Genomic DNA, 24,444 nt, shown 5'->3' with positions numbered 1-24,444 from the left:
AACCGTGCACGACTGTATGACGACCCCCAGGGCAGGTGGGGACCGATGAGCTCTCTTCTGCTCCTCACCAATGCCCTTCAGCCGTCGACGGAGGTGCTTCCCGCTCTCGGCCTGCTCCTGCACAACGTGCGAGTGGCCCCCGCGGAGGGGCCCGCTCTCGTCGACACCCCCGGCGCCGATGTCATCCTCATCGACGGCCGCCGCGACCTCCCGCAGGTCCGCAGCCTCTGCCAGCTGCTCCGCTCCACCGGGCCCGGCTGCCCGCTGGTGCTCGTCGTGACGGAGGGCGGTCTCGCCGCCGTCACCGCCGACTGGGGCATCGACGACGTACTCCTGGACACGGCGGGCCCCGCCGAGGTCGAGGCACGCCTGCGGCTCGCGATGGGCAGGCAGCAGATCGTCACCGACGACTCCCCCATGGAGATCCGCAACGGGGACCTGTCGGTGGACGAGGCGACGTACAGCGCGAAGCTCAAGGGGCGGGTCCTCGACCTGACCTTCAAGGAGTTCGAGCTCCTGAAGTACCTGGCGCAGCACCCCGGCCGCGTGTTCACGCGCGCCCAGCTGCTCCAGGAGGTCTGGGGCTACGACTACTTCGGCGGCACCCGGACCGTGGACGTGCACGTGCGAAGGCTGCGCGCCAAGCTCGGGCCCGAGCACGAGTCGCTGATCGGCACGGTGCGCAACGTGGGCTACCGCTTCGTCACACCGGAGAAGCCGGAGAAGAAGGCGGAGAAGAACGCCGAGGCGCGGGCCGAGAAGCGGGCCGAGGCCGAGGCGGCGAGCAGGGCGGCCGACAAGGCGGACAAGGCGGACAAGGTTCCGGCCCCCGCCGAGGAAGTGGCGGAGCCCGCCCGCATGCGCCGTTAGCGGTGCGGCTCACGCCCTGCCCAGAGGGTGGTCCATCCGCGTAGACTCCGCGCGTGGCCAAGGTGACTCGGGACGATGTGGCGCGACTGGCGGGTACCTCGACCGCCGTCGTCTCCTACGTGATCAACAACGGACCCCGGCCGGTCGCCCCGGCCACGCGCGAGCGCGTACTCGCCGCGATCAAGGAGCTGGGGTACCGGCCGGACCGGGTCGCCCAGGCGATGGCCTCGCGGCGCACGGACCTCATAGGAATGATCGTCCCGGACGCACGGCAGCCGTTCTTCGCGGAGATGACGCACGCCGTGGAACAGGCGGCGTCCGAGCGCGGAAAGATGGTCCTGGTCGGCAACTCCGACTACGTGCCGGACCGTGAGGTCCACTACGTCCGCGCGTTTCTCGGCATGCGGGTGTCCGGGCTGATCCTCGTCTCGCACGGTTTCAACGACCTCGCGGCGAACGAGATCGAGGCCTGGGACGCCCGCGTCGTCCTCCTGCACGAGCGGCCCGAGGCGATCGACGACGTCGCGGTCGTCACCGACGACATCGGCGGCGCCCAGCTCGCCACCCGGCATCTCCTGGAGCACGGGCACGAGTACGTCGCCTGCGTGGGCGGCACCGCGGACACCCCGTCCGTCGGCGACCCGGTCTCCGACCACGTCGAGGGCTGGCGGCGCGCCATGAAGGAGGCCGGGCGGGAGACCGAGGGCCGGCTCTTCGAGGCGCCGTACAACCGCTACGACGCGTACAAGGTGGCGCTCGGGCTGCTTTCCGGGCCGGACCGGCCGCCCGCGATCTTCTGCTCCACGGACGACCAGGCCATCGGCGTGCTGCGGGCCGCGCGCGAGCTGCGCATCGACGTGCCGGGCGAGCTGGCGGTGGCCGGGTTCGACGACGTGAAGGAGGCGGGGCTCACCGATCCGCCGCTGACCACCGTCGCCGCCGACCGCCCCGCGATGGCGCGGGCCGCCGTGGACCTCGTACTGGACGACTCGCTGCGGGTGGCCGGGTCGCGGCGCGAGCGGTTGAAGCTGTTTCCTTCGCGGCTGGTGCTCCGGCAGTCCTGCGGCTGCGCGTAACGCCTTCCGCGCGCCTGCTCGCGTCGGGCTTTATTTCGGGCAAACGCGGTTCTGTCGGGACTCTCAGGGCGCGCTCAGGCAGCTCTCATGTACGCGCCACAGGCTTGGTGCCATGACCGACAGCTACCGCCGAAGCGGCGACGAACCCCAGCAGCCCTACCCGCCCCAGCCCCCGTACCTGCCGGGCGTCGTGCTCGCCGAGCAGACGCACCAGCAGCAGCCGTACGAGCAGCCTCAGGCGGAGGAGGGCCCGAAGCGGAAGAAGAAGCGGCTGCGCGGGCCGACCGGTCTCATCGCGGCGGTGGCGGTCGCGGCGGCGGCCGTCGGGGGCGGCACGGCGTACGCCTTCCAGGAGCTGACCGGTTCGGGCGGCGACGGCGTCTCCGCCAGTTCGACGAGTACGAATGTCGTGCCGAGCAGCAAGAAGGGCACCGTGTCCGGGGTCGCGGAGGCGGTCAGCCCCTCGATAGTCGAGGTCAACGCGGAGCTCGGGTCCGGTTCATCGACCGGCTCCGGCGTGATCATCACGAGTGACGGCGAGATCGTCACCAACAACCACGTCGTGTCCGGCGCCTCCTCGGTGAAGGTGTCGACGAGCGACGGCAAGACGTACACGGCGGACGTCGTCGGCACCGACGCGAAGAAGGACCTCGCGCTCATCAAGCTGAAGAACGCGTCCGGGCTGAAGGCCGCGACGCTCGGCGACTCCGAGGGCGTCAAGGTCGGCGACGACGTCGTCGCGATCGGCTCCCCCGAGGGCCTGACCGGGACCGTGACCAGCGGCATCGTCTCCGCGCTCCAGCGTGATGTCACCGTCTCCACGGACGAGGGGCAGCAGCAGCAACAGCAGGGCGGCAGCGGCAGCGGCGAGTGGCCGTTCGAGTTCGGCGGGCAGCAGTTCAACGGCGACACCGGCTCGTCCAAGACGACGTACAAGGCGATCCAGACCGACGCGTCCCTCAACCCCGGCAACTCCGGCGGCGCCCTCATCGACATGAACGGCAACATCATCGGCATCAACTCGGCGATGTACTCGTCCGGTTCGGGTTCGTCCACGTCCTCGTCGAGCAACGGCAGCGTGGGGCTCGGGTTCGCCATTCCGATCAATACGGTCAAGGCGGACCTGGACACGCTCCGTTCGGGCGGCTCCGACAGCTGACCGGGGCGTGATTGTGCCCACCCGGCGAGACGGTGCGAGGCTGAGAGGCACCGGCCCCGCCCGTACCCCCCGAACCGACAGGAAGCGCAGCCCATGAGCCCCGCCGAAGGCGAACGCGAACCGCAGTACCGGATCCTCATCGTCGACGACGAGCCCGCGGTGCTTGAGGCGCTTCAGCGTTCCCTCGCCTTCGAGGGGTACGCCACGGAGGTCGCCGTCGACGGCGCGGACGCCCTGGAGAAGGTCGCCTCGTACCGGCCCGACCTGGTCGTCCTCGACATCCAGATGCCGCGCATGGACGGCCTGACCGCCGCCCGCCGGATGCGGGCGACCGGCTCCACCACCCCGATCCTGATGCTCACCGCCCGCGACACCGTCGGCGACCGCGTCACAGGGCTCGACGCGGGCGCCGACGACTACCTGGTCAAGCCGTTCGAGCTGGACGAACTGTTCGCGCGGGTACGGGCGTTGCTGCGCCGCAGCTCGTACGCCGCCGCGGCGACCGGCGCCGACGTCGACGATTCCGACACCCTCGCCTTCGCCGACCTGCGGATGGACCTCACCACCCGCGAGGTCACCCGCGGCGGCCGCGCGGTCGAGCTGACCCGCACCGAGTACACGCTCCTGGAGATGTTCCTGGCCCACCCCCGGCAGGTCCTCACCCGCGAGCAGATCCTCAAGGCCGTCTGGGGCTTCGACTTCGAGCCGTCCTCCAACTCCCTCGACGTCTACGTGATGTACCTGCGCCGCAAGACCGAGGCCGGCGGCGAACCGCGCCTCGTGCACACCGTGCGGGGCGTGGGGTACGTGCTGCGGTCCGGAGGAGCGGCCGAGTGAACAAGCTCGTACGACGGCTGCGGACGCTGCCACTGAGGTCGCGGATCGCGCTCCTCGTCGCCGTGGCGGTCGCGGCGGCCGTCGCCGCGGTGGCGGTGACGTGCTGGTTCATCACGCGGGCGCAGCTGTACGACCAGCTGGACCACAACCTGTCCAACGAGGCGCACTCGCTGGGGCCGAGCCAGATCTCGTACATCCTGGACAACTGCAGCTCGTCGTCCGGCTCGAGCGCCAGGCGATTCCCCGGCCCGACGGTCCAGATCATCTCCACCGACGGTCAGGTGTGCACCTCGCCCGGTGACGAGGTGATCCCCGTCCAGGCCGACGATCTGTCCGTGGCCGCGGGCACCTTGGACACCGCGTCGCACACCACCGCGGACGACGGTGGCACCCAGATGCGCGTCGTGACGCTGCACGCCGTCGAGAAGAACAGCGGCGAGCAGTTCGCGGTCTCCGTGGCCAGCCCCACATCCGAGGTCACGGAGCCCCTCACCACCCTGGCCTGGGTGCTCCTCCTCGTGGGCGGCATCGGCGTCCTCGGCTCCACGGCCGCAGGACTGTGGATCGCCCGCACCGGACTGCGCCCCGTCGACGACCTCACCGAAGCCGTCGAGCACGTGGCCAGAACCGAGGACCTCACGGTCCGCATCCCGGTCGAGGGCGACGACGAGATCGCGCGGCTCTCGGAGTCGTTCAACCAGATGACGGCCTCGCTCGCCTCCTCCCGCGACCTTCAGCAGCAGCTCATCGCCGACGCGGGCCACGAGCTGCGTACGCCGCTGACCTCGATGCGTACCAACATCGATCTCCTCAACCGGATCGAGGAGACCGGCCGCACCATCCCGGCGGAGGACCGCAAGGCGCTGATGACGTCCCTGAAGGCGCAGATGACGGAGCTGGCCGCGCTCATCGGCGACCTTCAGGAGCTGTCGCGTACGGGACTGACCGGGGCGGAGGGGCCGCTGCGGGTCGTCTCGCTGCACGACACGGTGCGCAGCGCCATCGAACGCGCCCGGCTGCGCGGCCCCGAGCTGACCTTCGACGCCGAGCTGGCCCCCTGGTACGTACGGGCGGAGCCGGCCGCGCTTGAGCGGGCGGTGGTGAACCTGCTGGACAACGCCGTGAAGTTCAGCCCGGAGAAGGGGCGGATCGAGGTGCGCCTCATGCGCGGCACGCTCACCGTGCGGGACCACGGCCCCGGCATCCCGGACGAGGAACTCCCGTACGTCTTCGACCGGTTCTGGCGCTCCCCGACCGCGCGCGCCCTGCCGGGCTCGGGGCTCGGCCTGTCGATCGTGGCCCGTACGGTCGAGGCCAGCGGCGGCCATGTCGGCCTGTCGGCGGCGGACGGCGGCGGCACGCTCGCGACGCTGTCCCTGCCGGGCGCGCCGACGCCGCCGCCGGAGATCCCGTAACGGCACGGATTCGGCTCACTTGCCGACCGAGAGCCCGCCTCCCGACAGATCCACCCGGATCCCCTCCTTCTCCACCCGCACGTCCTGAAGGCGTACGTACCCCGAGTCGCCGGGCAGCTGCGGGACCCGGAAGGCGAGGGAGAGGCGGTCGGCGAGTTCGGGCCGGGTGAGGCGGGTGAGGCCGTCGAGCAGCGCCGGGTCGAGGCCGATCCTCTTGAGGATCTCGGGGTGGGCGAGCGCGATGTCGATCAGGTTCGTGCCCATCAACTGCTTGACGAAGCGCGGCGTTCCGGTCAGCTCGCGCAGCTTCGCGTCGCTGTTCAGCGCCTGTTGAACCGCGCTGTCCGGCACCCCGAGCCGCTTCACGACGGCGGGCACGGCGAGCAGCTGGCGCGCCTTGTCGACCTGCTGGGTGAGCTTGTCCACGGACTGGCGCGTGAGGTGCAGGCCCTCGGAGGCGCGGGTGCCGGGGCGGTAGGTGGCGAGGTCGCCGATGGCGAGGCTCATGTTGTCGATGTCCGTGGAGATCCCGGACGCGCCGAGCCGCTGGATGTTCGCGTCGGCCCGCACCTTCACGTCGTGCCCGGCGACGGGCAGGGTGCCGCGCGCGAGCACCTTGTTCTTGCCGTGTCCGGTGAACGTGACCTGGGAGGCGCCCAGTTCACGGTTCATGTCGGCGAAGCTGAGCAGCACCTGCCCGTTCATCTGGTCGGCGTAGGCGCCGCTGATGTCAGTGAGGCCCGAGCCCTTGATGCGTACGTTGTGGGCGGTCGCGGAGACCTTGGCGAGGGTGACGCGGTCGGCGGCGACGTCGGGGACCGTCACCTTCATCTCGCCGATGCGGCGGTCGGCGAGCTGCGTGAGGAACGGAAAGCCGCCGATCTCCACTTCGGGCGCCGCCGTCAGCTTCATCTGCTTCTTGAGCTGCTGCGCGGCCTTGTTCTCCGCGTAGAGCACCGCCCAGCGGTCGGCCATGGCGAGGAAACCGCACAGGACGACGACGGCGATGAGGCCCTTCAGCGCGAAGGAGACCCCGGCGAGCCGGCTGCGGCGCCTGCGCCGTCCCGCGCGCCGGTGGTCCGGCGGGGACCAGTGGTCGGGCCCGTCGTCGAACCGGCCGTGGTCCGGCGGAACCAAATCCTCCGCCCCGTCATCAAACCAATCGTCAAACGCCGTACGGTCGTTGGCTATGGGCTCGTCGTCCATGCGGTGGGGGGTACGCATCGGCCGATTCCATCACACAACCCCACGGGTTACACAAATAACCTTCACAAGTGTGGGGTGGCCCACGGTTCAACCGCGGTTCATCCGCGGTCCCACCGTAGGCCACCCCAATGCGAGCCGTGTTTCGCCTATTTGACGATCGTGATGCGGTCCGCCGCGGGCGGCTCGATCGGGTCCGCGGCCGAGGAGTTGGCGCTCAAGTAGTCGCTGAACGCCTTCAGATCATCGCTCCCGACCAGCGGATTCTTGCCCTCCCCCAGCGCCGCGAAGCCGTCTCCGCCGCCCGCGAGGAAGGAGTTGAGGGCGACCCGGTAGGTGGCGGACGGATCGATCGCGGCACCGTTCAGCCTGATCGAATCGGCGACGACCCGGTCCGCGCCCGCCTTGGTCATGTCGAGCGTGTACGTGAGCCCGGCCGAGGGCTGGAGGATCTTCGGCGACGCCGCGTTCGCCCCGCTCACCTGCTGCCGCAGCGCGCTCACGAGCTGCTCGCCGCTCAGGTCGACCAGGTTCACGGTGTTGCTGAACGGCTGCACGGCGAAGGCCTCCCCGTACGTCACGACCCCGTCGCCCTCGCTCCCGCTCGCCTTGAACACCAGGTCGGAGCGGACCCCGCCCGGATTCATCAGGGCCAGACTCGCCTTCGGGTCAAGGGACTTGGCGTGCGCGAGCTGCGCGTCCGCGATCAGATCGCCGAGCGGCGCCTCGGGAGTCGTGGCGCCCCGCCCGGGGACGTCACCGGAGATGAACCCGACGGACCGGTTCGCCACCGGCGCCGCCAGCTCGTTCCACCGCCCGATCAGCGCCGTCATGTCGGCGGCCTTCTCCTGCGTCCGCGAGACGACGTGGTTGGCCGCGGTGGGCGACTTCACCGACGTACGGACGATGTCCTTGGTGGCGCGGTCGTACGTCAGGGTCGTGTCCGTGTAGAGCTTCCCGTACGAGGACGCCGACGTGACCATGCGCGGCTTGCCCGCCGGGTCCGGGATGGTGCACGCGTACGCGTTGTGCGTGTGCCCGGTCACCAGCGCGTCGACCTTCGGCGTGATCCCCTTGGCGATGTCGACGATCGGCCCGGAAACCCCGCTGCCGCCGCCCGCCGCGTCACAGTCGTAGTTGTACGAGGCCGAAGCCGGGGCGCCCCCTTCATGGATCAGCGCGACGATCGACTTGACCCCCTGCTTGTCGAGGATCTTCGCGTACTTGTCGACCGTCTCGATCTCGTCGTGGAACTTCAGCCCCTTGACGCCGTCCGCGGACACGATGTCCGGCGTGCCTTCGAGCGTGACCCCGATGAACCCGACCTTCACCCCGTTCCGCTTCCACACCCAGTACGGGTCGAGGACCGGCTTCCCGGTCTTCTCGTCGGTCACATTCGCGGCGAGATACGGATAGTCGGCCCCTCCGAACTCCCGCCCCTCCCCGTAACACCCGTCCTTCGGATGACACCCACCGTTCTGCAGCCGCGCCAACTCCGCGGCCCCTTCGTCGAATTCATGGTTGCCGACCGAGGTCACATCCAGATCGAGCCCATTCATGGCCTCGACGGTCGGCTCGTCATGGAACAGCCCCGACAACAACGGGCTGGCCCCGACGAGATCCCCGGCAGCGGCCGTAATGCTGTACGGATGCCCCTGCCGCGCCTCGCGCAGCGACGTCGCCAAGTACTCGACCCCACCCGCGTCGACCTTCTTGGTCGTCCCGTCCGCCTGCACCTCACTGACCTGCCCGGACGACCCGGCCGGCGGCTCCAGATTCCCGTGGAAGTCATTGAAGGACAGCAACTGCACGTCCTGATACCGCCCACCTCCGGCCGCCCCCGCGGGCAACGCGGCCATCAACGCCCCGGCGGCCACGAGCGTGACCCCCGCGGCCACCACCCCCCGCAGCCGCCGCCCCGGTCTCTTCGTCTGCGCATGCATGAGTCCCCCTGGGGATTCCGTGCGGCCCGACACCGAATCACCGACTGCGACAGGCACCGTTCACCGCGAATGCGGGTGCAGCTTATGGTCAACGCGCGTAGCGTGACAGGGGGTTGAGCATCGCGAAGCCGCCACGGGCCAATCAAGCCCCTCCGGCGCTTGAGGAGCGGGGTCCGGGGCAGAGCCCCGCGACGTAGGAAGAAGCTCGGCGTAACCGTCACACCCCGGTCGTACCCTCGTACGCATGACCACCGACCCCGCCCCCACCAGCGACCCCACCGCCCCGGGCCGCCGGATCGACACCCTGCCCACCCTCACCCCCACCCAGTCGACCCAGGTCCTCGCCCTCCTCACCGAGGCCGCCCACACGGACGGCCAGCAAGCCGTGTCCGAGCAGGGCCGCCTGCAACTCCGCGGCGGCGAACGCGAAGGCATCCGCCACCTCCTCCTCAGCGTCGGCGACGAGCTCATCGGCTACGCGCAGCTTGAGGACACCGACCCGATCGAGGCCCCGGCCGCCGAACTGGTCGTCCACCCCGCGCACCGCGGCCACGGCCACGGCCGCGCCCTCGGCACCGCCCTGCTCGCCGCCTCCGGCAAGCGCCTGCGGGTGTGGGCGCACGGCGGCCACAGCGCGGCCCGCCACCTCGCCCAGGTCCTCGGCCTGACCCTGTTCCGCGAGCTGCGCCAGATGCGGCGCCCGCTGGCCGACCTGGACCTCGCGGAGCCGACGCTCCCCGATGGCGTCCGGATCCGTACGTTCGTCCCCGGTCAGGACGACGCCGCCTGGCTCGCCGTGAACGCGGCGGCGTTCGCCCACCACCCCGAGCAGGGCTCCCTCACCCAGCGCGACCTGGACGACCGCAAGGCCGAGCCGTGGTTCGACCCGGCCGGCTTCTTCCTGGCCTTCCGCGGCGACGAGCTGATCGGCTTCCACTGGACGAAGACGCACGCGCAGGAGCGGCTCGGCGAGGTCTACGTCGTCGGGGTGGCACCCGGCAACCAGGGCGGCGGCCTCGGCAAGGCCCTGACGGCGACGGGCCTGCGCCACCTCGCGGCGGCGGGCCTGCCGACCGCGATGCTCTACGTCGACGCCGACAACAAGGCGGCGGTGAGCGTGTACGAGCGCCTTGGTTTCACCACGTACGAGACGGACCTGATGTACCGCACGGAGTCCTGACCTGGCATTTCTCCGCGTCACCCGAACGAGAGGGGGCGGCGTCACTTGACGCCGCCCCCTCTCTTGCATCACCCTTTCACTACTTGATTAGTGAAAGGGGGTACGGCGTGGTGCAGGACCCAGCACCCGAACCGGTCATCGAATTCCGCATCGACCGCCACACCGGCGTCGCCACCTACCTCCAGATCGTCCACCAGACCGAGCACGCCCTGCGGCTCGGCCTGCTAGAGCCCGGGGACAAGCTGCCCACGGCCCGAGAGGTCGTCGAGGCGACGGCGATCAATCCGAACACCGTGCTGAAGGCCTACCGCGAGCTGGAGCGCTCCGGCCTCGTCGAGGCCCGCCGAGGGCTCGGCACCTTCGTCCGCGCCACGCTCGGCTCCGGCTCCGCCGACTCACCGCTGAGAGCGGAGCTCGACGACTGGGCGCACCGGGCGAAAGAGGCGGGGCTCGACCGCGAGGACGTGGCGGCCCTGTTCGGCAGCGCCCTCGAAGCGCACTTCAGCACCAGCACCGGCACGGGTGCCGGCACCAGACACAAGGGGACTTCATGAGTACGGCCAGTACGGCCATCGAGGCGCACGGCCTCGTCAAGCGCTACGGACGGCGCGCCGCCGCGGCCCTGGACGACTGCTCGTTCCGGCTGCCCGAGGGCCGGATCAGCGCGCTCGTCGGGCCCAACGGCGCGGGCAAGTCGACGCTGCTCACCATCGCGGCCGGCCTGTCCCGGGCCACCTCCGGCAGCGTCTCCGTGCTCGGCGCGGCCCCCGGCACGCACCGCGCGAAGGTCTCGTACCTCTCCCAGAGCAAGCCCCTGTACCCCCAGCTGTCCATCGCGGACACCCTGCGGATGGGCGCCGAGCTCAACCCGGAGCGCTGGGACGCCGCGTACGCGTCGAAGATCGTCGAGCAGGGCTCCCTCGACCCGAAGGCGAAGATCCGCTCGCTCTCCGGCGGCCAGCGCACCCGCGTCGCGCTCGCCCTCGCCCTCGGCAAGCGCCCCGAGCTGATGCTGCTCGACGAGCCGATGGCCGACCTCGACCCGCTGGCCCGGCACGAACTGATGGGCACGCTGATGGCGGACGCGGCGGAGCACGGCACGACGGTCCTGATGTCCTCGCACATCGTCACCGAGCTGGCCGACGCCTGCGACCACCTGCTGCTGCTCGGCGGCGGCCGGATCCGGCTCGGCGGCGGCATCGACGACCTGCTCGGCGCGCACAGCCTGGTCACCGGGCGCGGCGACCTCGCCCCGCACACCGTGATCGAGTCCCGCCCCTCCGGCCGCGGCCTCACCGCGCTGATCCGCCGCGACGGCCCCGTCGGCGAGGGCTGGCAGGTCCAGGAGCCCTCCCTCGAAGAGCTGCTCCTCGCCCATCTCCGCTCGCCCGACGCCCCACCCCTGCTGACGCCAGGCACCACGGCGGGCCCGAACCGGACGGCGGTGACCGCATGAGCACCCAGACGACCCCGACGCTCGACAAGCCCGCTGCCGTGCGCCGCACCAAGCCCGGCGCCGACGGCCTGGTCTGGACGGTCCTGCGACTGCACCGCGGCGCGATGTGGGTGTGGACCGGCTATGTGGCGATCAGCCTCGGCCTGCTCCTGTGGCTGTGGGGCCCCGGCTCGTCGGAGGCCCAGGCGGCGTTCGACAAGCTCGGCTACAGCGGGGCGCAGGACAACGCCTGGGAGGGACTCTCCGCCTTCCTCCCGTTCATCGGCACCACCTTCGACACCCTCTTCTACGACCCGCTGTCGCTGACCCGGATCGCCGCGTGCGTCATCGCCGTCTTCGCGGCCGGACCGCTGATCGCCCGCGAACTGGAGCAGGGCACCGCCCAGTTGGCGTGGACCCAGTCCGTCTCCCCCGCCCGCTGGCTGGCCGCGAAGCTCGCCGTGCCCGCACTGCTCATCACGGTCGGCACGACGCTCGTCGTCATCCTCTACCGCCTGGTGTGGGACGACCGGAACCATCTGCTCGTCGCCGGCATCGGCCCGCGCGACTTCAACTTCTCCATCGGCCCGGCGACGGTGGCGAACGCCCTGTTCGGCCTCGCCATCGGGGTGCTGGCCGCCCTGGTGCTGCGCCGCACGCTGTCGGCGGCGGTCGTCGCCGGGATCGTGACGTACCTGGCGGGCGCGTTCCGCGGCAACTCCTGGCCGCTCCAGGGCAGTTACCAGCAGCCCGAGATCCCCGTGCACAGCAAGGCGATCACATCGACGGGGGCGGAGATCCGCGACCCCGGCTGCATGACCCAGCACTGCCTCGACCAGCACGACATCACCGGCTTCACCCGCAGCTACCTGCCCTCGCCCGACTACTGGCCGCGCCAGCTCGCCGAGACCGGCGTGCTGCTCGCGCTCGGCGCACTGGCCGTCGTCGCCGCGTTCCTCGTGCTGCGCCGCTTCCAGCCGGAGCCGCCGGTCACCCCGCTCGCCAAGGAGACCGCCGCATGAGCGCCGCCACCACGCTCCCGCTGGGCCTGCCCCGGACGGTCCTGCGGCTGCACCGCGTCGCCGCCGGGCTGTGGATCGCCTTCGTCGTCGTGACGGGCACGCTGCTCCTGTGGCTGTGGGGTCCCGGCACGACCGGGCTCGACATCAGGGGGCACTGCGACCCGGCGGTGGCGAACGGCTGCACGGCGCGGGGCGCCACCGCGGACTCGTACCACTACCTCCTCAGCCTCTCCGACACGCTGATCACGCTGGTTCCGGTGGCGGCCGCGGTGTTCGCGGGCGGCCTGCTCATCGGCCGCGAACTGAGCAGGGGAACGGCCGAGTTGGCGTGGACGCAGTCCGTCTCCCCGGCCCGCTGGCTCGCGACGAAGCTGGCCGTGCCCGCGGCCTTCCTCGTCCTCGGCACGACCCTCCTCGTCCTGCTGCGCCGGCTCGTCGCCTCGGCGGCCCCCGGCCTCGCGGACAACCGCTGGCACCATTCGACGGCGACCTACGACGCCCTCGGCCCGACGGCCGTGGCGATACCGCTGCTCGGCCTGGCCATCGGCGCGGTGATCGCGCTCCTGACCCGCCGCACGCTGCCGGCGGCGGCCTACTCCCTGATCGCCACGACGGTCGTGATCGGCGTGCTCGAGGTGGTGCGCGACCGGCTGTGGCCCACGGTGACGGTGACCGGGGACGTCCGGGAGGGCTACCCGTACTTCGCGGGGTCCCTGACCTCCGAAGGCGCGCTGACCGGCGCCGGGGCGCGGGTCGCCGACCCGATGTGCGTCGACGACCGCGCGTGCCTCACGGAGCACAACATCACGGGCTTCTACCGCGAGGGGCATCCGCCCTCCCACTTCTGGCCCCTCCAACTCACGGAAACGCTCCTCACCCTCCTCCTCACGGCCGCGGCCACCGCCACCGCTTTCTACCTCCTGCGCAGGCGCGTCCGCTGACCGCCGGGGTGTGGGCGGGGCCAGCGGTCCCCCACGCCACGGGGCTCCGCCCCGGCACGGCCCCACCCCCGGAGGGCCCCCGCCCATATCCCGTACGTCATGTCTCCGTAACCGTCGATTCAGACGGACTTGCGACGCTCACGGAATGCAGCCCCCCGTTCCCGACCCCGTCGAACCCGCAGGCCGCGCCCGGCTCACGCTCGCGCCCGCGCGCTCCGACGCGGTCGGCGCGCCCAGGTCGGCGTCCAGGCGGAAGAATGGGGCCATGAGCCAGCCGAACGCCGCACAGGACCAGACGAAGACGACCGACACTGCTCCGGCCCCGGCCCCGGCCGCCCCCTCGGCCGCGCAGCCACAGCCGTCCGTGGGCTCGCTCGCCGCGCACCGGCCGCACCCCGTGGCCACCGGCGAGTACGACCTGGCCGCCGCGAAGCTCGCCGGAATCGTCGCCGACATCGACGCGGACCCCGACGACTACGAGGAGAGCTACGCGGCAGGACAGGACGACGCCGAGCTGCCCCAGGGCCGCTTCCTGGACCGCGAACGCAGCTGGCTCGCCTTCAACGAACGCGTCCTGGAACTCGCCGAGGACCCGAACACCCCGCTCCTGGAGCGCGCGAACTTCCTGGCCATCTTCGCCTCGAACCTCGACGAGTTCTTCATGGTCCGGGTGGCGGGCCTGAAGCGCCGCATCGCGACCGGCGTCGCCACCCGCTCCGCCTCAGGACTCCAGCCCCGCGAGGTCCTGGAGCTGATCTGGAACCGCTCCCGGGAACTCATGGCCCGGCACGCCGCCTGCTACCAGGACGAGGTCGCCCCGTCCCTCGCCGACGAGGGCATCCACGTCGTGCGCTGGAACGAGCTGACGGAGAAGGAGCAGGCCCGGCTCTACACGCTGTTCATGCAGCAGATCTTCCCGGTCCTCACCCCGCTCGCCGTCGACCCCGCGCACCCCTTCCCGTACATCTCGGGGCTCTCGCTCAACCTCGCGGTCGTCGTCTCGAACCCCGTCTCCGGGCACCGCCACTTCGCCCGCGTGAAGGTCCCGCCGCTGCTCTCCCGCTTCCTGGAGGCCTCGCCGCAGCGCTACGTCCCGATAGAGGACGTCATCGCCGCGCCCCGCCACCTGGGCGAGCTGTTCCCCGGCATGAAGGTCGAGGAGCACCACATGTTCCGGCTGACCCGGAACGAGGACCTGGAAGTGGAGGAGGACGACGCCGAGAATCTCCTCCAGGCCCTGGAGAAGGAGCTGATGCGGCGCCGCTTCGGGCCGCCCGTCCGCCTGGAGGTCGAGGAGACCATCGACTCGGAGATCCTCAGCCTCCTCGTACGGGAGTTGAAGATCAGCGAGTCCGAGGTGTACCCGCTGCCCGGCCCCCTGGACCTCACCGGCCTCTTCTCCATAGCGGGCATCGACCGCCCCGAGCTGAAGTACCCGAAGTTCGTCGCGGGCACCCACCGCGACCTGGCGGAGGTCGAATCGGCCTCGGCGCCCGACATCTTCGCGGCGCTGCGCGGCCACGACGTGCTGCTGCACCACCCGTACGACTCCTTCTCCACCTCCGTACAGGCCTTCCTGGAACAGGCCGCGTCCGATCCGGACGTGCTCGCCATCAAGCAGACCCTGTACCGGACCTCGGGCGACTCGCCCATCGTGGACGCGCTGATAGAGGCCGCCGAGGCCGGCAAGCAGGTGCTCGTCCTGGTCGAGATCAAGGCCCGCTTCGACGAGCAGGCGAACATCAAGTGGGCGCGCAAGCTGGAGGAGGCGGGCTGCCATGTCGTCTACGGCCTCGTCGGCCTGAAGACGCACTGCAAGCTGTCGCTCGTCGTACGGCAGGAGGGCGACCAGCTCGTCCGGTACTCGCACGTCGGCACCGGCAACTACCACCCCAAGACGGCCCGTCTGTATGAGGACTTGGGGCTGCTGACGGCTAATCAGGAGGTCGGGGCCGACCTCTCCGACCTCTTCAACCGGCTGTCCGGCTACTCGCGCCGCGAGACCTACCGCCGCCTGCTCGTCGCCCCCAAGTCCCTGCGTACGGGCCTGATCACGCGGATCGAGAAGGAGGTCCAGCACCACCGTGCGGGCCGCCCCGCCTACGTCCGTATCAAGGTCAACTCGATGGTCGACGAGGCCGTCATCGACGCCCTCTACCGGGCCTCGATGGCGGGCGTGCCGGTCGATGTGTGGGTGCGCGGGATCTGCGCGGTACGCCCCGGGGTCGCGGGCCTGTCCGAGAACATCCGGGTCAGGTCGGTGCTCGGCCGATTCCTGGAGCATTCGCGGGTGTTCGCCTTCGGCAACGGCGGCGAGCCCGAGGTCTGGATCGGCAGCGCCGACATGATGCACCGCAATCTCGACCGCCGGATCGAGGCCCTGGTCCGCGTCGAGGACCCGGCGCACCGCGCGGCGCTCAGCCGACTGCTCGAAACGGGGATGTCCGACTCCACCGCCTCCTGGCACCTGGGCCCGGACGGCGACTGGACCCGGCACGCGATCGACCCGAACGATCCGGCCGGCCGGCCCCTGCGCAACGTACAGGAGATGCTCATAGACGCCCGGAGGCGCCGGCGTGGCACAGCGACACCTTGAGTCCAGCGAAGTCGATGTCCTGGGGGGTTATCTGCGCTCCCAGGCCACCGAGTTCCTGCGTGCGTTGCGGCAGCACCGGGAGGGTGGGGCGGGCGGCGGCGACACGGCGGACGCGGCCCGTGCGCTTCGGCGTGCCGCGCGGCGGATCAGCGGCACGCTGCACACCTTCCGGCCGTTGCTCGACGCGGAGTGGTCGGACGGGTTGCGGCCCGAACTGGCTTGGTTGTCGGGGACGTTGGCCCGCGAACACGCGTACGCGTCCCGCCTGGACCGGTTGACCTCGGCCCTCCACACCCTGACCACGCCCCCCGCCCCCACGCCCCGGGGCTCCGCCCCGAACCCCGCTGGCTCTCGTCCGACGGCGGGGCTTGATATGCCCACCTCGGGCAATCCGCCGCCTGAAGCGACTCCCCACCCCGAACGGTCGGCCGCCACCGCCTTGGGCAGTCTGCCGCCCGGGGCGGCAGGGTGGGCAAGGCGGCCCCCGGTGCCGCGGGCCGAAACGACGGCCTCCGCCCCGGTACGGGAAACCCTCACCCTCGGCGCCGCCAAGGCATCCGCCCTGCTCGACCGCCAGCTCACCCTGGCAAGGACCCGCGCCCACAGCACCGCCCTCCAGGCCCTCGGCTCCGCCCGCTTCCACGCGGTAGCGGACAACGTCGCCGTGCTCGCCAGCGACGTCCCCGTCACCCCCACCGCCGGCGCCGAACTGGAGAAGCTCGCCGCGGAGGCCGAATCCCGCCTCACCGAGGCCGTCACCACCCTCCGCCACACCAGCCACCCGTACCACGCGGACACCGACGCCACCTGGCACCACGTGCGCCTGCTCCTGCGCCTGCACCGCTACGCGCGCGAAGTCCTGCCGGACGCCCCCATCGACGTACGACTCCTGGACGCGGCCGACGCCCTGAACGCCCACCGGGACGCCGCCGAGGCCGCCGCCGCCGCGGCCCACGCCGCCCGCACCCCCCGCATCGCGCCGACGACCGCGTACGCCCTCGGCGTGCTCCACGCCGACCAGCGCCACGAAGTCGCCGCCGCACGGCTCGCGTTCGAAACAGCATGGCAACGACAGACAGTGGGCACCCCATGACCGCACACGACGGCAACGGCACCCTCCTCGCGGCAGGCTGCGTCCTGTGGCGCCGCACCCCAACTCCCCAGCCGGGTCAGACACTTGAGATCTGCCTGGTCCACCGGCCCAAGTACGACGACTGGTCGCACCCCAAGGGCAAGCTCAAGCGCGGCGAGGACGCCCTGGCCGGCGCCCTGCGCGAAGTCCGCGAGGAAACCGGCCACGACTGCACCCCGGGCGCCGTACTCCCCACGGTCCGCTACCTCGCGAACGGCCGCCCGAAGAAGGTGAGTTACTGGGCGGCGGAGGCGACATCCGGCGCGTTCACGCCCAACCGCGAGGTCGACCGCGTCGTCTGGCTCCCGCCCACCGAGGCCCGCACCCGCCTCACCCAGCCCCGGGACCGCACCCTCGTCGACGCCCTGCTCGACGCCCTCCACACCACCTGACGACAACCTGACGACCACCTGACGGCCACCTGACGACCGCCCGACGACACCTGAAGACCACGTTCCGTAGCCGTACCGTCACCTAACCGGGCCGCCCGCTTAGGTTCACCCGGCGTTCACTCACGCCCATCGGCCGCTTCACCTGATCTGCCTAATTTCGGCCTTACACGGTGAGTCCCGGACCCCGGGAACGAGCCGAAGCTCGGTCGAGAACCGAGCCTGAGACCGAGACCGTCATCCGCAGATTTCGCACGCCGCCACGAAAGACAGCCAAGGCCGGCGGCTCCTGGAAGGAACATCCGAAGGTGAAGCTTCAGCGCAAGAACCGGCTCCGCGCCCTCTCCCTCGGCGCTCTCGCCGTCTCCGGCGCCCTGGCCCTCACGGCGTGCGGCTCCGACGACACCGGCGGCGGCGACGGCGGCACCAGCCCCGCCGCCAAGGCCGGAAACATCAAGTGCGACGACGCCAAGGGCCAGCTCCTCGGCATCGGCTCGTCCGCCCAGGCCAACGCCATAGACGCCTGGCGCCAGGCCTACGCGCAGGCCTGCCCCGACGTGCAGCTCAACTACAAGCCCGACGGCTCGGGCGCAGGCGTCACCGCCTTCAACCAGGGCCAGGTCGCCTTCGCCGGCTCCGACTCGGCGCTCAAGCCCGAAGAGGTCACCGCGTCGAAGAAGGTCTGCAAGGGCGGCCAGGGCATCGACCTGCCGATGGTCGGCGGCCCGATCGCCGTCGCGTTCAACGTGCAGGGCGTCGACAACCTGACGCTCGACGCCAAGACGCTGGCCCAGATCTTCGACTCGAAGATCACCAAGTGGAACGACCCGGCGATCAAGAAGCTGAACCCGGACGCCAAGCTGCCGTCCACCAAGATCCAGGCGTTCCACCGCTCCGACGAGTCCGGCACCACGGACAACTTCACCAAGTACCTGAAGGCCGCCGCCCCGAGCGACTGGAAGTACGAGGGCGGCAAGGCCTGGCAGGCCAAGGGCGGCCAGTCCGCGCAGGGCTCCTCCGGCCTCGCCCAGCAGGTGAAGCAGACCGACGGCGCCATCACGTACGTCGAGCTCTCCTACGCCAAGGACGGCGTGAAGACCGTCGACATCGACACCGGCGCCTCGAAGCCGGTCAAGGCCACCACGGAGAACGCCTCCAAGGCGATCGCCGACGCCAAGGTCGTGGGCACCGGCAAGGACCTCGCCCTGGACCTCAACTACAAGACCCAGGCCGAGGGCGCGTACCCGATCACCCTGGTCACGTACGAGATCGTCTGCGACAAGGGCAACAAGGCGGAGAGCCTCGCCGCCACCAAGTCCTTCCTGAAGTACACCGCGTCCGAGGACGGCCAGGCGGCCCTCTCGGACCTGGGCTACGCCCCGATCCCCGCCGAGATCAACAAGAAGGTCCGCGAGACCGTCGCGGGCATCAGCTGACCTGAGTCGTGCGGGCCGCTCCCCCGGGGCGGCCCGCACCGTCCGGTGCACCGCCGCCAGAAGTCCCCAACCTCCCTACGCAGTACGGGACTTCGCAGACCGGAGAAACCCATGGACATAACCACGCAATCACCGGCGCCCCCGCCACCACCGGCGCCCGAGGATCGCCCCTCACCCGCTCAGCGCAAGCGCGCCGCCCGCGGCGCCACCCGCCCCGGAGACCGGATCTTCCTCGGCCTCTCGCGCGGCTCGGGCATCCTGCTCCTTGTCATCATGGCCGCGATCGCGGTCTTCCTGACCTACCGCGCCTCGCTGGTCCTCTCGAAGAACGAGGGCAACTTCCTCACCACCTTCGAGTGGAACGCGACCGCGAGCCCGCCCGTCTTCGGCATCGCCGTCCTCGCCTTCGGCACGATCGTCACCTCGATCATCGCCATGCTGATCGCGGTCCCGATCGCCGTCGGCATCGCGCTCTTCCTGACGCACTACGCGCCGAAGAAGCTCAGCGGACCCATCGCCTACGTCATCGACCTGCTGGCCGCCGTGCCGTCCATCGTGTACGGCCTGTGGGGCGCGCTCTTCCTCGTGCCGCACATGACCGGCCTGTTCCACTGGCTCGACGACTACTTCGGCTGGACCGGCATCCTGGAGTACAAGGGCGGCGCCCCGCGCACCCTGCTCACCGTCGGCATCCTGCTGGCCATCATGATCCTGCCGATCATCACCAACGTCTCCCGCGAGGTCTTCCGACAGGCCCCGCAGATGCACCAGGAAGCGGCGCTCGCGCTCGGCGCGACCCGCTGGGAGGTCATCCGGATGTCGGTGATCCCGTTCGGCCGCTCCGGCGTGATCTCCGCCTCGATGCTCGGCCTCGGCCGCGCGCTCGGCGAGACGATGGCCGTCGCCACGGTCCTCTCCCCCGACTTCCTGATCCACACCAGCCTGCTCGACCCGGGCGGCGGCACCTTCGCGCAGAACATCGCCGCGAAGTTCTCCGAGGCCAACGACCAGGGCCGGGACGCCCTGATCGCCTCGGGTCTGGTCCTCTTCGTCATCACCCTGCTGGTGAACGGCGCGGCCCGGATGATCATCGCCCGCCGCAAGGAGTACTCGGGGGCCAACGCATGAGCAACGCAACCGCACCCACGCCCGCACCCGCGAAGCGCCCCGCCCCGTCCACGCTGAGCGCCGCGCGCCTGCCCCGCTGGGCCCCCTGGGCCACCGCGGTCGGCTCGATCGCCGTGGGCTGCGCCATCGGCCTCGGCGCCGGACTCGACAGCCGCATCCAGTGGGGCCTGATCGCCGCCCTGGTGTACGTCCTCGCCTCGTACGCCCTCGCCGCCAAGGTCGAGGGCCGCCGCCAGGCCAAGGACCGGCTCGCGACCAGCGTCGTCTGGGTCTCCTTCATCGTCGCCGTGGTCCCGCTCGCCTCCCTCGTCTACGAGACGATCGCGCGCGGCATCAAGGTCCTCGACCCGTACTTCCTGACCCACTCGATGGGCTTCGTCACCGCGTACCAGCCGGGCGGCGGCATCTACCACGCCATCCTCGGCACCCTCGAACAGGTCGGCATCGCCACCGTGATCTCGGTGCCGATCGGTCTGCTCACGGCGATCTACCTGGTCGAGTACGGGCGCGGCAAGCTCGCGAAGGCGGTCACGTTCTTCGTGGACGTCATGACGGGCATCCCGTCCATCGTCGCGGGCCTGTTCATCCTGTCCTTCTGGATCCTGATCCTCGGCTTCGGCTTCTCCGGCTTCGCGGGCTCGATGGCCCTGGCGATCCTGATGATCCCGGTCGTGGTCCGCTCCACCGAGGAGATGCTCAAGCTCGTCCCGAACGAGCTGCGCGAGGCCTCCCTCGCCCTCGGCGTCCCGAAGTGGCGCACGATCCTCAAGGTCGTCCTGCCGACGTCGATCGGCGGCATCACGACCGGCGTCATGCTGGCCGTCGCCCGCATCGCGGGAGAGACCGCCCCGGTCCTCCTCCTGGTCTTCGGCAACCCGCTGATCAACGGCAACCCCTTCGAAGGCCCGCAGGCCTCGCTGCCGCTGTACATCTACCAGCAGTACGCGAGCAGCGGCGGCAGCCAGGCGGCGTACGACCGCGCCTGGGCGGCGGCCCTGGTCCTCATCGCCTTCATCATGATCCTCAACCTCGCGGCCCGCGGCGTAGCCCGCTGGAAGGCCCCGAAGGCCGGTCGCTGACGCGGCCCCCACCAACTCAGCGACCGATCCGAACTTCGGAAGTGAAGTACTAGTCATGGCCAAGCGAATCGACGTAAGCGGACTCACCGCCTACTACAGCGCCCACAAGGCGATCGAAGACATCTCGATGACCGTCGAGCCGCGCTCGGTGACGGCCTTCATCGGCCCCTCCGGCTGCGGCAAGTCGACCTTCCTGCGCACCCTCAACCGGATGCACGAGGTCACCCCCGGCGGCCGCGTCGAGGGCAAGGTGCTCCTGGACGACGAGGACCTGTACGGCTCCCACGTCGACCCGGTCGCCGTGCGCCGCACGGTCGGCATGGTCTTCCAGCGCCCCAACCCCTTCCCCACGATGTCGATCTTCGACAACGTGGCGGCGGGCCTGAAGCTCAACGGCAGCTACAAGAAGTCGGAACTCGCCGACATCGTCGAGAAGTCGCTCAAGGGCGCCAACCTCTGGAACGAGGTCAAGGACCGCCTGAACAAGCCCGGCTCCGGCCTCTCCGGCGGCCAGCAGCAGCGCCTGTGCATCGCCCGCGCCATCGCGGTCGAGCCCCAGGTCCTCCTCATGGACGAGCCCTGCTCCGCCCTCGACCCGATCTCCACCCTCGCCATCGAGGACCTGATCGGCGAGCTGAAGGAGCGCTTCACGATCGTCATCGTGACGCACAACATGCAGCAGGCGGCGCGCGTCTCGGACCGCACCGCGTTCTTCAACCTCGCGGCGGTCGGCCAGCCCGGCAAGCTCGTCGAGATCGACGAGACGGAGCGCATCTTCTCCAACCCGTCCGTCCAGGCCACGGAGGACTACATCTCCGGCCGCTTCGGCTAGACCGGCCGACTCCCCCGACGCCCCGTGGTGCTGCATGGCGGTGCCACCACGGGGACAAGGAAAAGGCCCGCCCCCGAGGGGGCGGGCCTTTTCATGTGCTGGAGCGCCGGGTGGGCATCTTGGGGGCGCGGGGAACTGCGCAACCCCAGCCACGGCCAGCCGAAACCCGGCGCCTACCCAAACGCCAGGTACACGACCCCGTACGCAGCGGCAGCGACAATCGCCGCGGCCGGCATCGTAATGAACCACCCCAGGATGATGTTCTTGGCGACCCCCCACCGCACGGCGTTGACCCGCTTCGTGGCGCCCACACCCATGATCGCCGACGTGATGACATGCGTCGTCGAGATCGGCGCGTGGAACAGGAACGCCGACCCGAACATGATCGACGCACCGGTCGTCTCGGCGGCGAAGCCCTGCGGCGGATCCAGCTCAATGATCTTGCGCCCGAGGGTCCGCATGATCCGCCACCCACCGGCGTACGTACCGAGCGACAGCATCACGGCACACACGATCTTGACCCACACCGGGATCGGGTCCTCGAAGGACTCGTGGCCGCCGATGACGAGCGCCATGACCACGATGCCCATGGTCTTCTGCGCGTCCTGCAGACCGTGCCCGAGCGCCATCCCGGCCGCCGAGACGGTCTGCGCGATACGGAAGCCGCGCTTGGCCTTGTGCGGGTTGGCGCGCCGGAAGAGCCACATGATGACGGTCATCACCAGGTAACCGACGACGAGGCCGATCACCGGGGACGTGAACATCGGGATGACGATCTTCTCCCACACCCCGGACCAGTAGACGGTGGTGCCACCGGCGAGGGCGGCACCGACCATTCCACCGAACAGGGCATGCGAGGACGAGGAGGGGAGCCCGAAGTACCAGGTGATGAGGTTCCACACGATGGCACCGGCGAGGGCGGCGAACAGAATGCCCATGCCCTTGTCGCCGACGGGGGTCGCGATGATGCCCTCACTGACCGTCTTGGCGACCCCGCTGCCGAGGAAGGCACCGGCGAGGTTCATGACGGCGGCCATGGCGAGCGCCGCACGGGGCGTCAGGGCCCGCGTGGAAACGGAGGTGGCGATGGCGTTCGCGGAGTCGTGGAAACCGTTCGTGTACGTGAATCCAAGCGCGACGCCGATCGTCACGATCAGGGAAAAGGTGTCCATGAGCCGGCCTCAGGACTCCTTCACGGCGATGGTCTCCACCGTGTTGGCCACGTGCTCGAAGGCGTCGGCCGCCTCTTCCAGCACATCGACGATCTGCTTCAGCTTCAGCACCTCGATGGCGTCGTACTTGCCGTTGAAGAGCTGCGCGAGCAGCTTGCGGTGGATCTGGTCGGCCTGGTTCTCCAGCCGGTTGACCTCGATCCAGTACTCGGTGAGGTTGTCCATCGTCCGCAGATTGGGCATGGCCTCGGCGGTCAGCTCGGCCGCCCGCGACAGCACCTCGATCTGCTGCTCGACGCCCTTCGGCAGCTCCTCGACCTGGTAAAGGACCACCAGGTCGACGGCCTCCTCCATGAAGTCCATGATGTCGTCGAGCGACGAGGCGAGGTTGTAGATGTCCTCGCGGTCGAACGGCGTGATGAACGAGGAGTTGAGCTGGTGGAAGATCGCGTGGGTTGCGTCGTCACCGGCGTGTTCGGCTGCCCGCATCCGCTCCGCGATCTCGGCCCGGGCGGAGGAATCCGCGCCGAGCAGTTCCATCAGGAGCTTCGAGCCCGTGACGATGTTGTCCGCGGACGCGGCGAACATGTCGTAGAAGCTCGTCTCCCTGGGGGTCAGACGAAAGCGCACGTGGGGTCCTCGGGGTGCTTTGGATTCGGTCACGCCGATGCTAGGCGCATCATCCGGCCACGGCTAACCGGCGTTCCAACAGTGTCGCCCATCGGGCACAGTGATCAGCACTGGCCCCGGCCGAGTCCGGACGAACCGGCACAGGCCCAGGGAAATCCGGTATCATATACCCACAGGGGGTATAGAAGACCACGGGAGGACGGACGCGATGACGACTGACGCGACGCAGACCGATCAGCCGGCTGTGCCGGAAAAGGCCGAGATCGTGACCGACCACGACCGCGGCATCCACGGGTACCACCATCAGAAGGACGAACACCTCAAGCGGCTGCGCCGGATCGAGGGTCAGATCCGCGGCCTGCAGCGGATGGTGGAAGAGGACGTCTACTGCATCGACATACTCACGCAGGTGTCGGCCTCCACGAAGGGACTTCAGTCCTTCGCGCTGCAACTCCTGGAGGAGCACCTGCGGCACTGCGTCGCCGACGCCGCGCTCAAGGGCGGGGACGAGATCGACGAGAAGGTCGAGGAGGCCACGAAGGCGATCGCGCGCATGCTGCGTACGTGAGTCATGAGGCCCTACGCAAAGGTGGGGGCACCGGTTCGTCCGGCGCCCCCACCTTTCGTTCTTTCGTTCTTTCGTTCCAGTCCCTCAGTCCCGGTCGCCCTCCGGCCCGCCGGGCAGGGCCTCGGCGACCCGCAGCACCTCGTCGATCCGGTCCACGCTGAGCCGCCGCCCCTCGGAGACGGCGGACGCCGCGATGATCAACTCACCGCACAGCTCGATCTCGGCGAGGGCGACGTGGTCCTGAACCGCCGTACCACTCACGGGAGCCACGTTCATCACCTCTTCCTGCCGCGTGACCAACAGCCGATGGCCGACTTCCTAGAGTAGGGACCGGCTTACGCCCCGCGCATGGCACGGAAGAACCATTTCCGGCCCCCGAGGGGCCTACGGCAGGAGGGCGT

Annotated in this window: 23 protein-coding genes; 18 read left to right on the top strand and 5 right to left on the bottom strand. The window is 70.2% G+C overall.

Going from position 1 to position 24,444, the window contains the following annotated elements; genetic code table 11:
- The first annotated feature begins 45 nt into the window (after nucleotides 1-45).
- From RBJ65_RS00210 to RBJ65_RS00190, 5 genes are all read left to right on the top strand, one after another.
- On the top strand, nucleotides 46-870 hold the full coding sequence (locus RBJ65_RS00210; protein WP_306321493.1) for a response regulator transcription factor: 825 nt from the start codon (nucleotides 46-48) through the stop codon (nucleotides 868-870).
- 53 nt (nucleotides 871-923) lie between these two features.
- Entirely contained in the window at nucleotides 924-1,946 is a 1,023-nt protein-coding gene (locus RBJ65_RS00205) for a LacI family DNA-binding transcriptional regulator (protein ID WP_306321494.1), read from the top strand.
- A gap of 112 nt (nucleotides 1,947-2,058) precedes the next feature.
- Nucleotides 2,059-3,105 (top strand): S1C family serine protease, encoded by a 1,047-nt coding sequence (locus RBJ65_RS00200; protein ID WP_306321495.1) that lies wholly within the window; start codon nucleotides 2,059-2,061, stop codon nucleotides 3,103-3,105.
- Nucleotides 3,106-3,198: 93 nt separating this feature from the next.
- Nucleotides 3,199-3,942 carry a response regulator transcription factor gene (locus RBJ65_RS00195; protein WP_306321496.1) on the top strand — a complete coding sequence of 248 codons (744 nt, stop codon included), beginning with the start codon at nucleotides 3,199-3,201 and terminating at the stop codon, nucleotides 3,940-3,942.
- Entirely contained in the window at nucleotides 3,939-5,357 is a 1,419-nt protein-coding gene (locus tag RBJ65_RS00190) for a HAMP domain-containing sensor histidine kinase (protein ID WP_306321497.1), read from the top strand. The genes RBJ65_RS00195 and RBJ65_RS00190 overlap by 4 nt, the downstream gene beginning before the upstream one ends.
- Before the next feature lie 15 nt (nucleotides 5,358-5,372).
- Here the strand turns inward: RBJ65_RS00190 and RBJ65_RS00185 are convergent, their stop codons facing one another.
- Both RBJ65_RS00185 and RBJ65_RS00180 read right to left on the bottom strand, forming a co-directional pair.
- Nucleotides 5,373-6,581: a DUF2993 domain-containing protein gene (locus tag RBJ65_RS00185; RefSeq protein ID WP_306321498.1), complete on the bottom strand. Its 1,209-nt coding sequence runs from the start codon at nucleotides 6,579-6,581 to the stop codon at nucleotides 5,373-5,375.
- A gap of 128 nt (nucleotides 6,582-6,709) precedes the next feature.
- Nucleotides 6,710-8,503: a bifunctional UDP-sugar hydrolase/5'-nucleotidase gene (locus RBJ65_RS00180; RefSeq protein ID WP_306321499.1), complete on the bottom strand. Its 1,794-nt coding sequence runs from the start codon at nucleotides 8,501-8,503 to the stop codon at nucleotides 6,710-6,712.
- Between the two features lie 244 nt (nucleotides 8,504-8,747).
- Between RBJ65_RS00180 and mshD the strand changes: the two genes are divergently transcribed.
- The 12 genes from mshD to pstB all read left to right on the top strand — a co-directional run bounded on the left by mshD (nucleotide 8,748) and on the right by pstB (nucleotide 21,673).
- Complete coding sequence (gene mshD / locus RBJ65_RS00175; RefSeq protein WP_306321500.1) at nucleotides 8,748-9,683, top strand: mycothiol synthase; 936 nt, start codon at nucleotides 8,748-8,750, stop codon at nucleotides 9,681-9,683.
- A 107-nt stretch (nucleotides 9,684-9,790) separates the two neighbouring features.
- A complete protein-coding gene (locus tag RBJ65_RS00170) occupies nucleotides 9,791-10,237 on the top strand; it encodes a GntR family transcriptional regulator (protein WP_306321501.1) in 447 nt (148 codons plus the stop codon).
- A complete protein-coding gene (locus tag RBJ65_RS00165) occupies nucleotides 10,234-11,139 on the top strand; it encodes an ABC transporter ATP-binding protein (protein ID WP_306321502.1) in 906 nt (301 codons plus the stop codon). Before RBJ65_RS00170 ends, RBJ65_RS00165 begins: the two co-directional genes overlap by 4 nt.
- On the top strand, nucleotides 11,136-12,140 hold the full coding sequence (locus RBJ65_RS00160; protein WP_306321503.1) for an ABC transporter permease subunit: 1,005 nt from the start codon (nucleotides 11,136-11,138) through the stop codon (nucleotides 12,138-12,140). Before RBJ65_RS00165 ends, RBJ65_RS00160 begins: the two co-directional genes overlap by 4 nt.
- Nucleotides 12,137-13,081 carry a hypothetical protein gene (locus RBJ65_RS00155; protein ID WP_306321504.1) on the top strand — a complete coding sequence of 315 codons (945 nt, stop codon included), beginning with the start codon at nucleotides 12,137-12,139 and terminating at the stop codon, nucleotides 13,079-13,081. The genes RBJ65_RS00160 and RBJ65_RS00155 overlap by 4 nt, the downstream gene beginning before the upstream one ends.
- A gap of 145 nt (nucleotides 13,082-13,226) precedes the next feature.
- On the top strand, nucleotides 13,227-15,677 hold the full coding sequence (locus tag RBJ65_RS00150; protein WP_372341373.1) for an RNA degradosome polyphosphate kinase: 2,451 nt from the start codon (nucleotides 13,227-13,229) through the stop codon (nucleotides 15,675-15,677).
- Nucleotides 15,658-16,770, top strand: coding sequence for a CHAD domain-containing protein (locus tag RBJ65_RS00145; protein WP_306321506.1), 1,113 nt, complete (start codon nucleotides 15,658-15,660; stop codon nucleotides 16,768-16,770). Before RBJ65_RS00150 ends, RBJ65_RS00145 begins: the two co-directional genes overlap by 20 nt.
- The gene (locus RBJ65_RS00140) at nucleotides 16,767-17,201 is read left to right on the top strand and encodes an NUDIX hydrolase (RefSeq protein WP_306321507.1); all 435 of its coding nucleotides are present in this window, start codon (nucleotides 16,767-16,769) and stop codon (nucleotides 17,199-17,201) included. The genes RBJ65_RS00145 and RBJ65_RS00140 overlap by 4 nt, the downstream gene beginning before the upstream one ends.
- A gap of 305 nt (nucleotides 17,202-17,506) precedes the next feature.
- The gene (gene pstS, locus RBJ65_RS00135) at nucleotides 17,507-18,634 is read left to right on the top strand and encodes a phosphate ABC transporter substrate-binding protein PstS (RefSeq protein WP_306321508.1); all 1,128 of its coding nucleotides are present in this window, start codon (nucleotides 17,507-17,509) and stop codon (nucleotides 18,632-18,634) included.
- 111 nt (nucleotides 18,635-18,745) lie between these two features.
- Nucleotides 18,746-19,762, top strand: coding sequence for a phosphate ABC transporter permease subunit PstC (gene pstC / locus RBJ65_RS00130; RefSeq protein ID WP_306321509.1), 1,017 nt, complete (start codon nucleotides 18,746-18,748; stop codon nucleotides 19,760-19,762).
- Nucleotides 19,759-20,841 (top strand): phosphate ABC transporter permease PstA, encoded by a 1,083-nt coding sequence (pstA, locus tag RBJ65_RS00125; protein WP_306321510.1) that lies wholly within the window; start codon nucleotides 19,759-19,761, stop codon nucleotides 20,839-20,841. The genes pstC and pstA overlap by 4 nt, the downstream gene beginning before the upstream one ends.
- Before the next feature lie 55 nt (nucleotides 20,842-20,896).
- Nucleotides 20,897-21,673: a phosphate ABC transporter ATP-binding protein PstB gene (pstB, locus tag RBJ65_RS00120; RefSeq protein ID WP_306321511.1), complete on the top strand. Its 777-nt coding sequence runs from the start codon at nucleotides 20,897-20,899 to the stop codon at nucleotides 21,671-21,673.
- 173 nt (nucleotides 21,674-21,846) lie between these two features.
- On the opposite strand, the gene RBJ65_RS00115 is transcribed toward pstB, so the two are convergent.
- Together RBJ65_RS00115 and RBJ65_RS00110 are read right to left on the bottom strand one after the other, a co-directional pair.
- Nucleotides 21,847-22,845: an inorganic phosphate transporter gene (locus RBJ65_RS00115; RefSeq protein ID WP_306321512.1), complete on the bottom strand. Its 999-nt coding sequence runs from the start codon at nucleotides 22,843-22,845 to the stop codon at nucleotides 21,847-21,849.
- Between the two features lie 9 nt (nucleotides 22,846-22,854).
- Nucleotides 22,855-23,475, bottom strand: coding sequence for a DUF47 domain-containing protein (locus tag RBJ65_RS00110; RefSeq protein ID WP_306321513.1), 621 nt, complete (start codon nucleotides 23,473-23,475; stop codon nucleotides 22,855-22,857).
- Between the two features lie 208 nt (nucleotides 23,476-23,683).
- Here RBJ65_RS00110 and RBJ65_RS00105 point away from each other — a divergent pair, with 208 nt between their 5' ends.
- A complete protein-coding gene (locus RBJ65_RS00105) occupies nucleotides 23,684-24,043 on the top strand; it encodes a metal-sensitive transcriptional regulator (protein ID WP_306321514.1) in 360 nt (119 codons plus the stop codon).
- Between the two features lie 84 nt (nucleotides 24,044-24,127).
- Here RBJ65_RS00105 and RBJ65_RS00100 read toward each other — a convergent pair whose 3' ends face one another.
- Nucleotides 24,128-24,319, bottom strand: coding sequence for a hypothetical protein (locus RBJ65_RS00100; RefSeq protein WP_306321515.1), 192 nt, complete (start codon nucleotides 24,317-24,319; stop codon nucleotides 24,128-24,130).
- Nucleotides 24,320-24,444 lie beyond the last annotated feature (125 nt).

Origin of the sequence: Streptomyces sp. KL109B (assembly GCF_030766935.1) — a bacterium.
Lineage (GTDB): Bacteria > Actinomycetota > Actinomycetes > Streptomycetales > Streptomycetaceae > Streptomyces.
The sequence above is the reverse complement of the archived record's forward strand: the minus strand, read 5'-3'. Positions and strand labels throughout refer to the sequence as shown.

Bases quoted from the DNA above. Each gene is read 5' to 3' on its own strand.
- RBJ65_RS00210 (WP_306321493.1), top strand. From the start codon at position 46: ATGAGCTCTCTTCTGCTCCTCACCAATGCCCTTCAGCCGTCGACGGAG.
- RBJ65_RS00200 (WP_306321495.1), top strand. From the start codon at position 2,059: ATGACCGACAGCTACCGCCGAAGCGGCGACGAACCCCAGCAGCCCTAC.
- RBJ65_RS00195 (WP_306321496.1), top strand. From the start codon at position 3,199: ATGAGCCCCGCCGAAGGCGAACGCGAACCGCAGTACCGGATCCTCATC.
- RBJ65_RS00185 (WP_306321498.1), bottom strand. From the start codon at position 6,581: ATGCGTACCCCCCACCGCATGGACGACGAGCCCATAGCCAACGACCGT.
- RBJ65_RS00180 (WP_306321499.1), bottom strand. From the start codon at position 8,503: ATGCATGCGCAGACGAAGAGACCGGGGCGGCGGCTGCGGGGGGTGGTG.
- mshD (WP_306321500.1), top strand. From the start codon at position 8,748: ATGACCACCGACCCCGCCCCCACCAGCGACCCCACCGCCCCGGGCCGC.
- RBJ65_RS00165 (WP_306321502.1), top strand. From the start codon at position 10,234: ATGAGTACGGCCAGTACGGCCATCGAGGCGCACGGCCTCGTCAAGCGC.
- RBJ65_RS00160 (WP_306321503.1), top strand. From the start codon at position 11,136: ATGAGCACCCAGACGACCCCGACGCTCGACAAGCCCGCTGCCGTGCGC.
- RBJ65_RS00155 (WP_306321504.1), top strand. From the start codon at position 12,137: ATGAGCGCCGCCACCACGCTCCCGCTGGGCCTGCCCCGGACGGTCCTG.
- RBJ65_RS00150 (WP_372341373.1), top strand. From the start codon at position 13,227: ATGCAGCCCCCCGTTCCCGACCCCGTCGAACCCGCAGGCCGCGCCCGG.
- RBJ65_RS00140 (WP_306321507.1), top strand. From the start codon at position 16,767: ATGACCGCACACGACGGCAACGGCACCCTCCTCGCGGCAGGCTGCGTC.
- pstC (WP_306321509.1), top strand. From the start codon at position 18,746: ATGGACATAACCACGCAATCACCGGCGCCCCCGCCACCACCGGCGCCC.
- pstA (WP_306321510.1), top strand. From the start codon at position 19,759: ATGAGCAACGCAACCGCACCCACGCCCGCACCCGCGAAGCGCCCCGCC.
- pstB (WP_306321511.1), top strand. From the start codon at position 20,897: ATGGCCAAGCGAATCGACGTAAGCGGACTCACCGCCTACTACAGCGCC.
- RBJ65_RS00115 (WP_306321512.1), bottom strand. From the start codon at position 22,845: ATGGACACCTTTTCCCTGATCGTGACGATCGGCGTCGCGCTTGGATTC.
- RBJ65_RS00105 (WP_306321514.1), top strand. From the start codon at position 23,684: ATGACGACTGACGCGACGCAGACCGATCAGCCGGCTGTGCCGGAAAAG.
- RBJ65_RS00100 (WP_306321515.1), bottom strand. From the start codon at position 24,319: ATGAACGTGGCTCCCGTGAGTGGTACGGCGGTTCAGGACCACGTCGCC.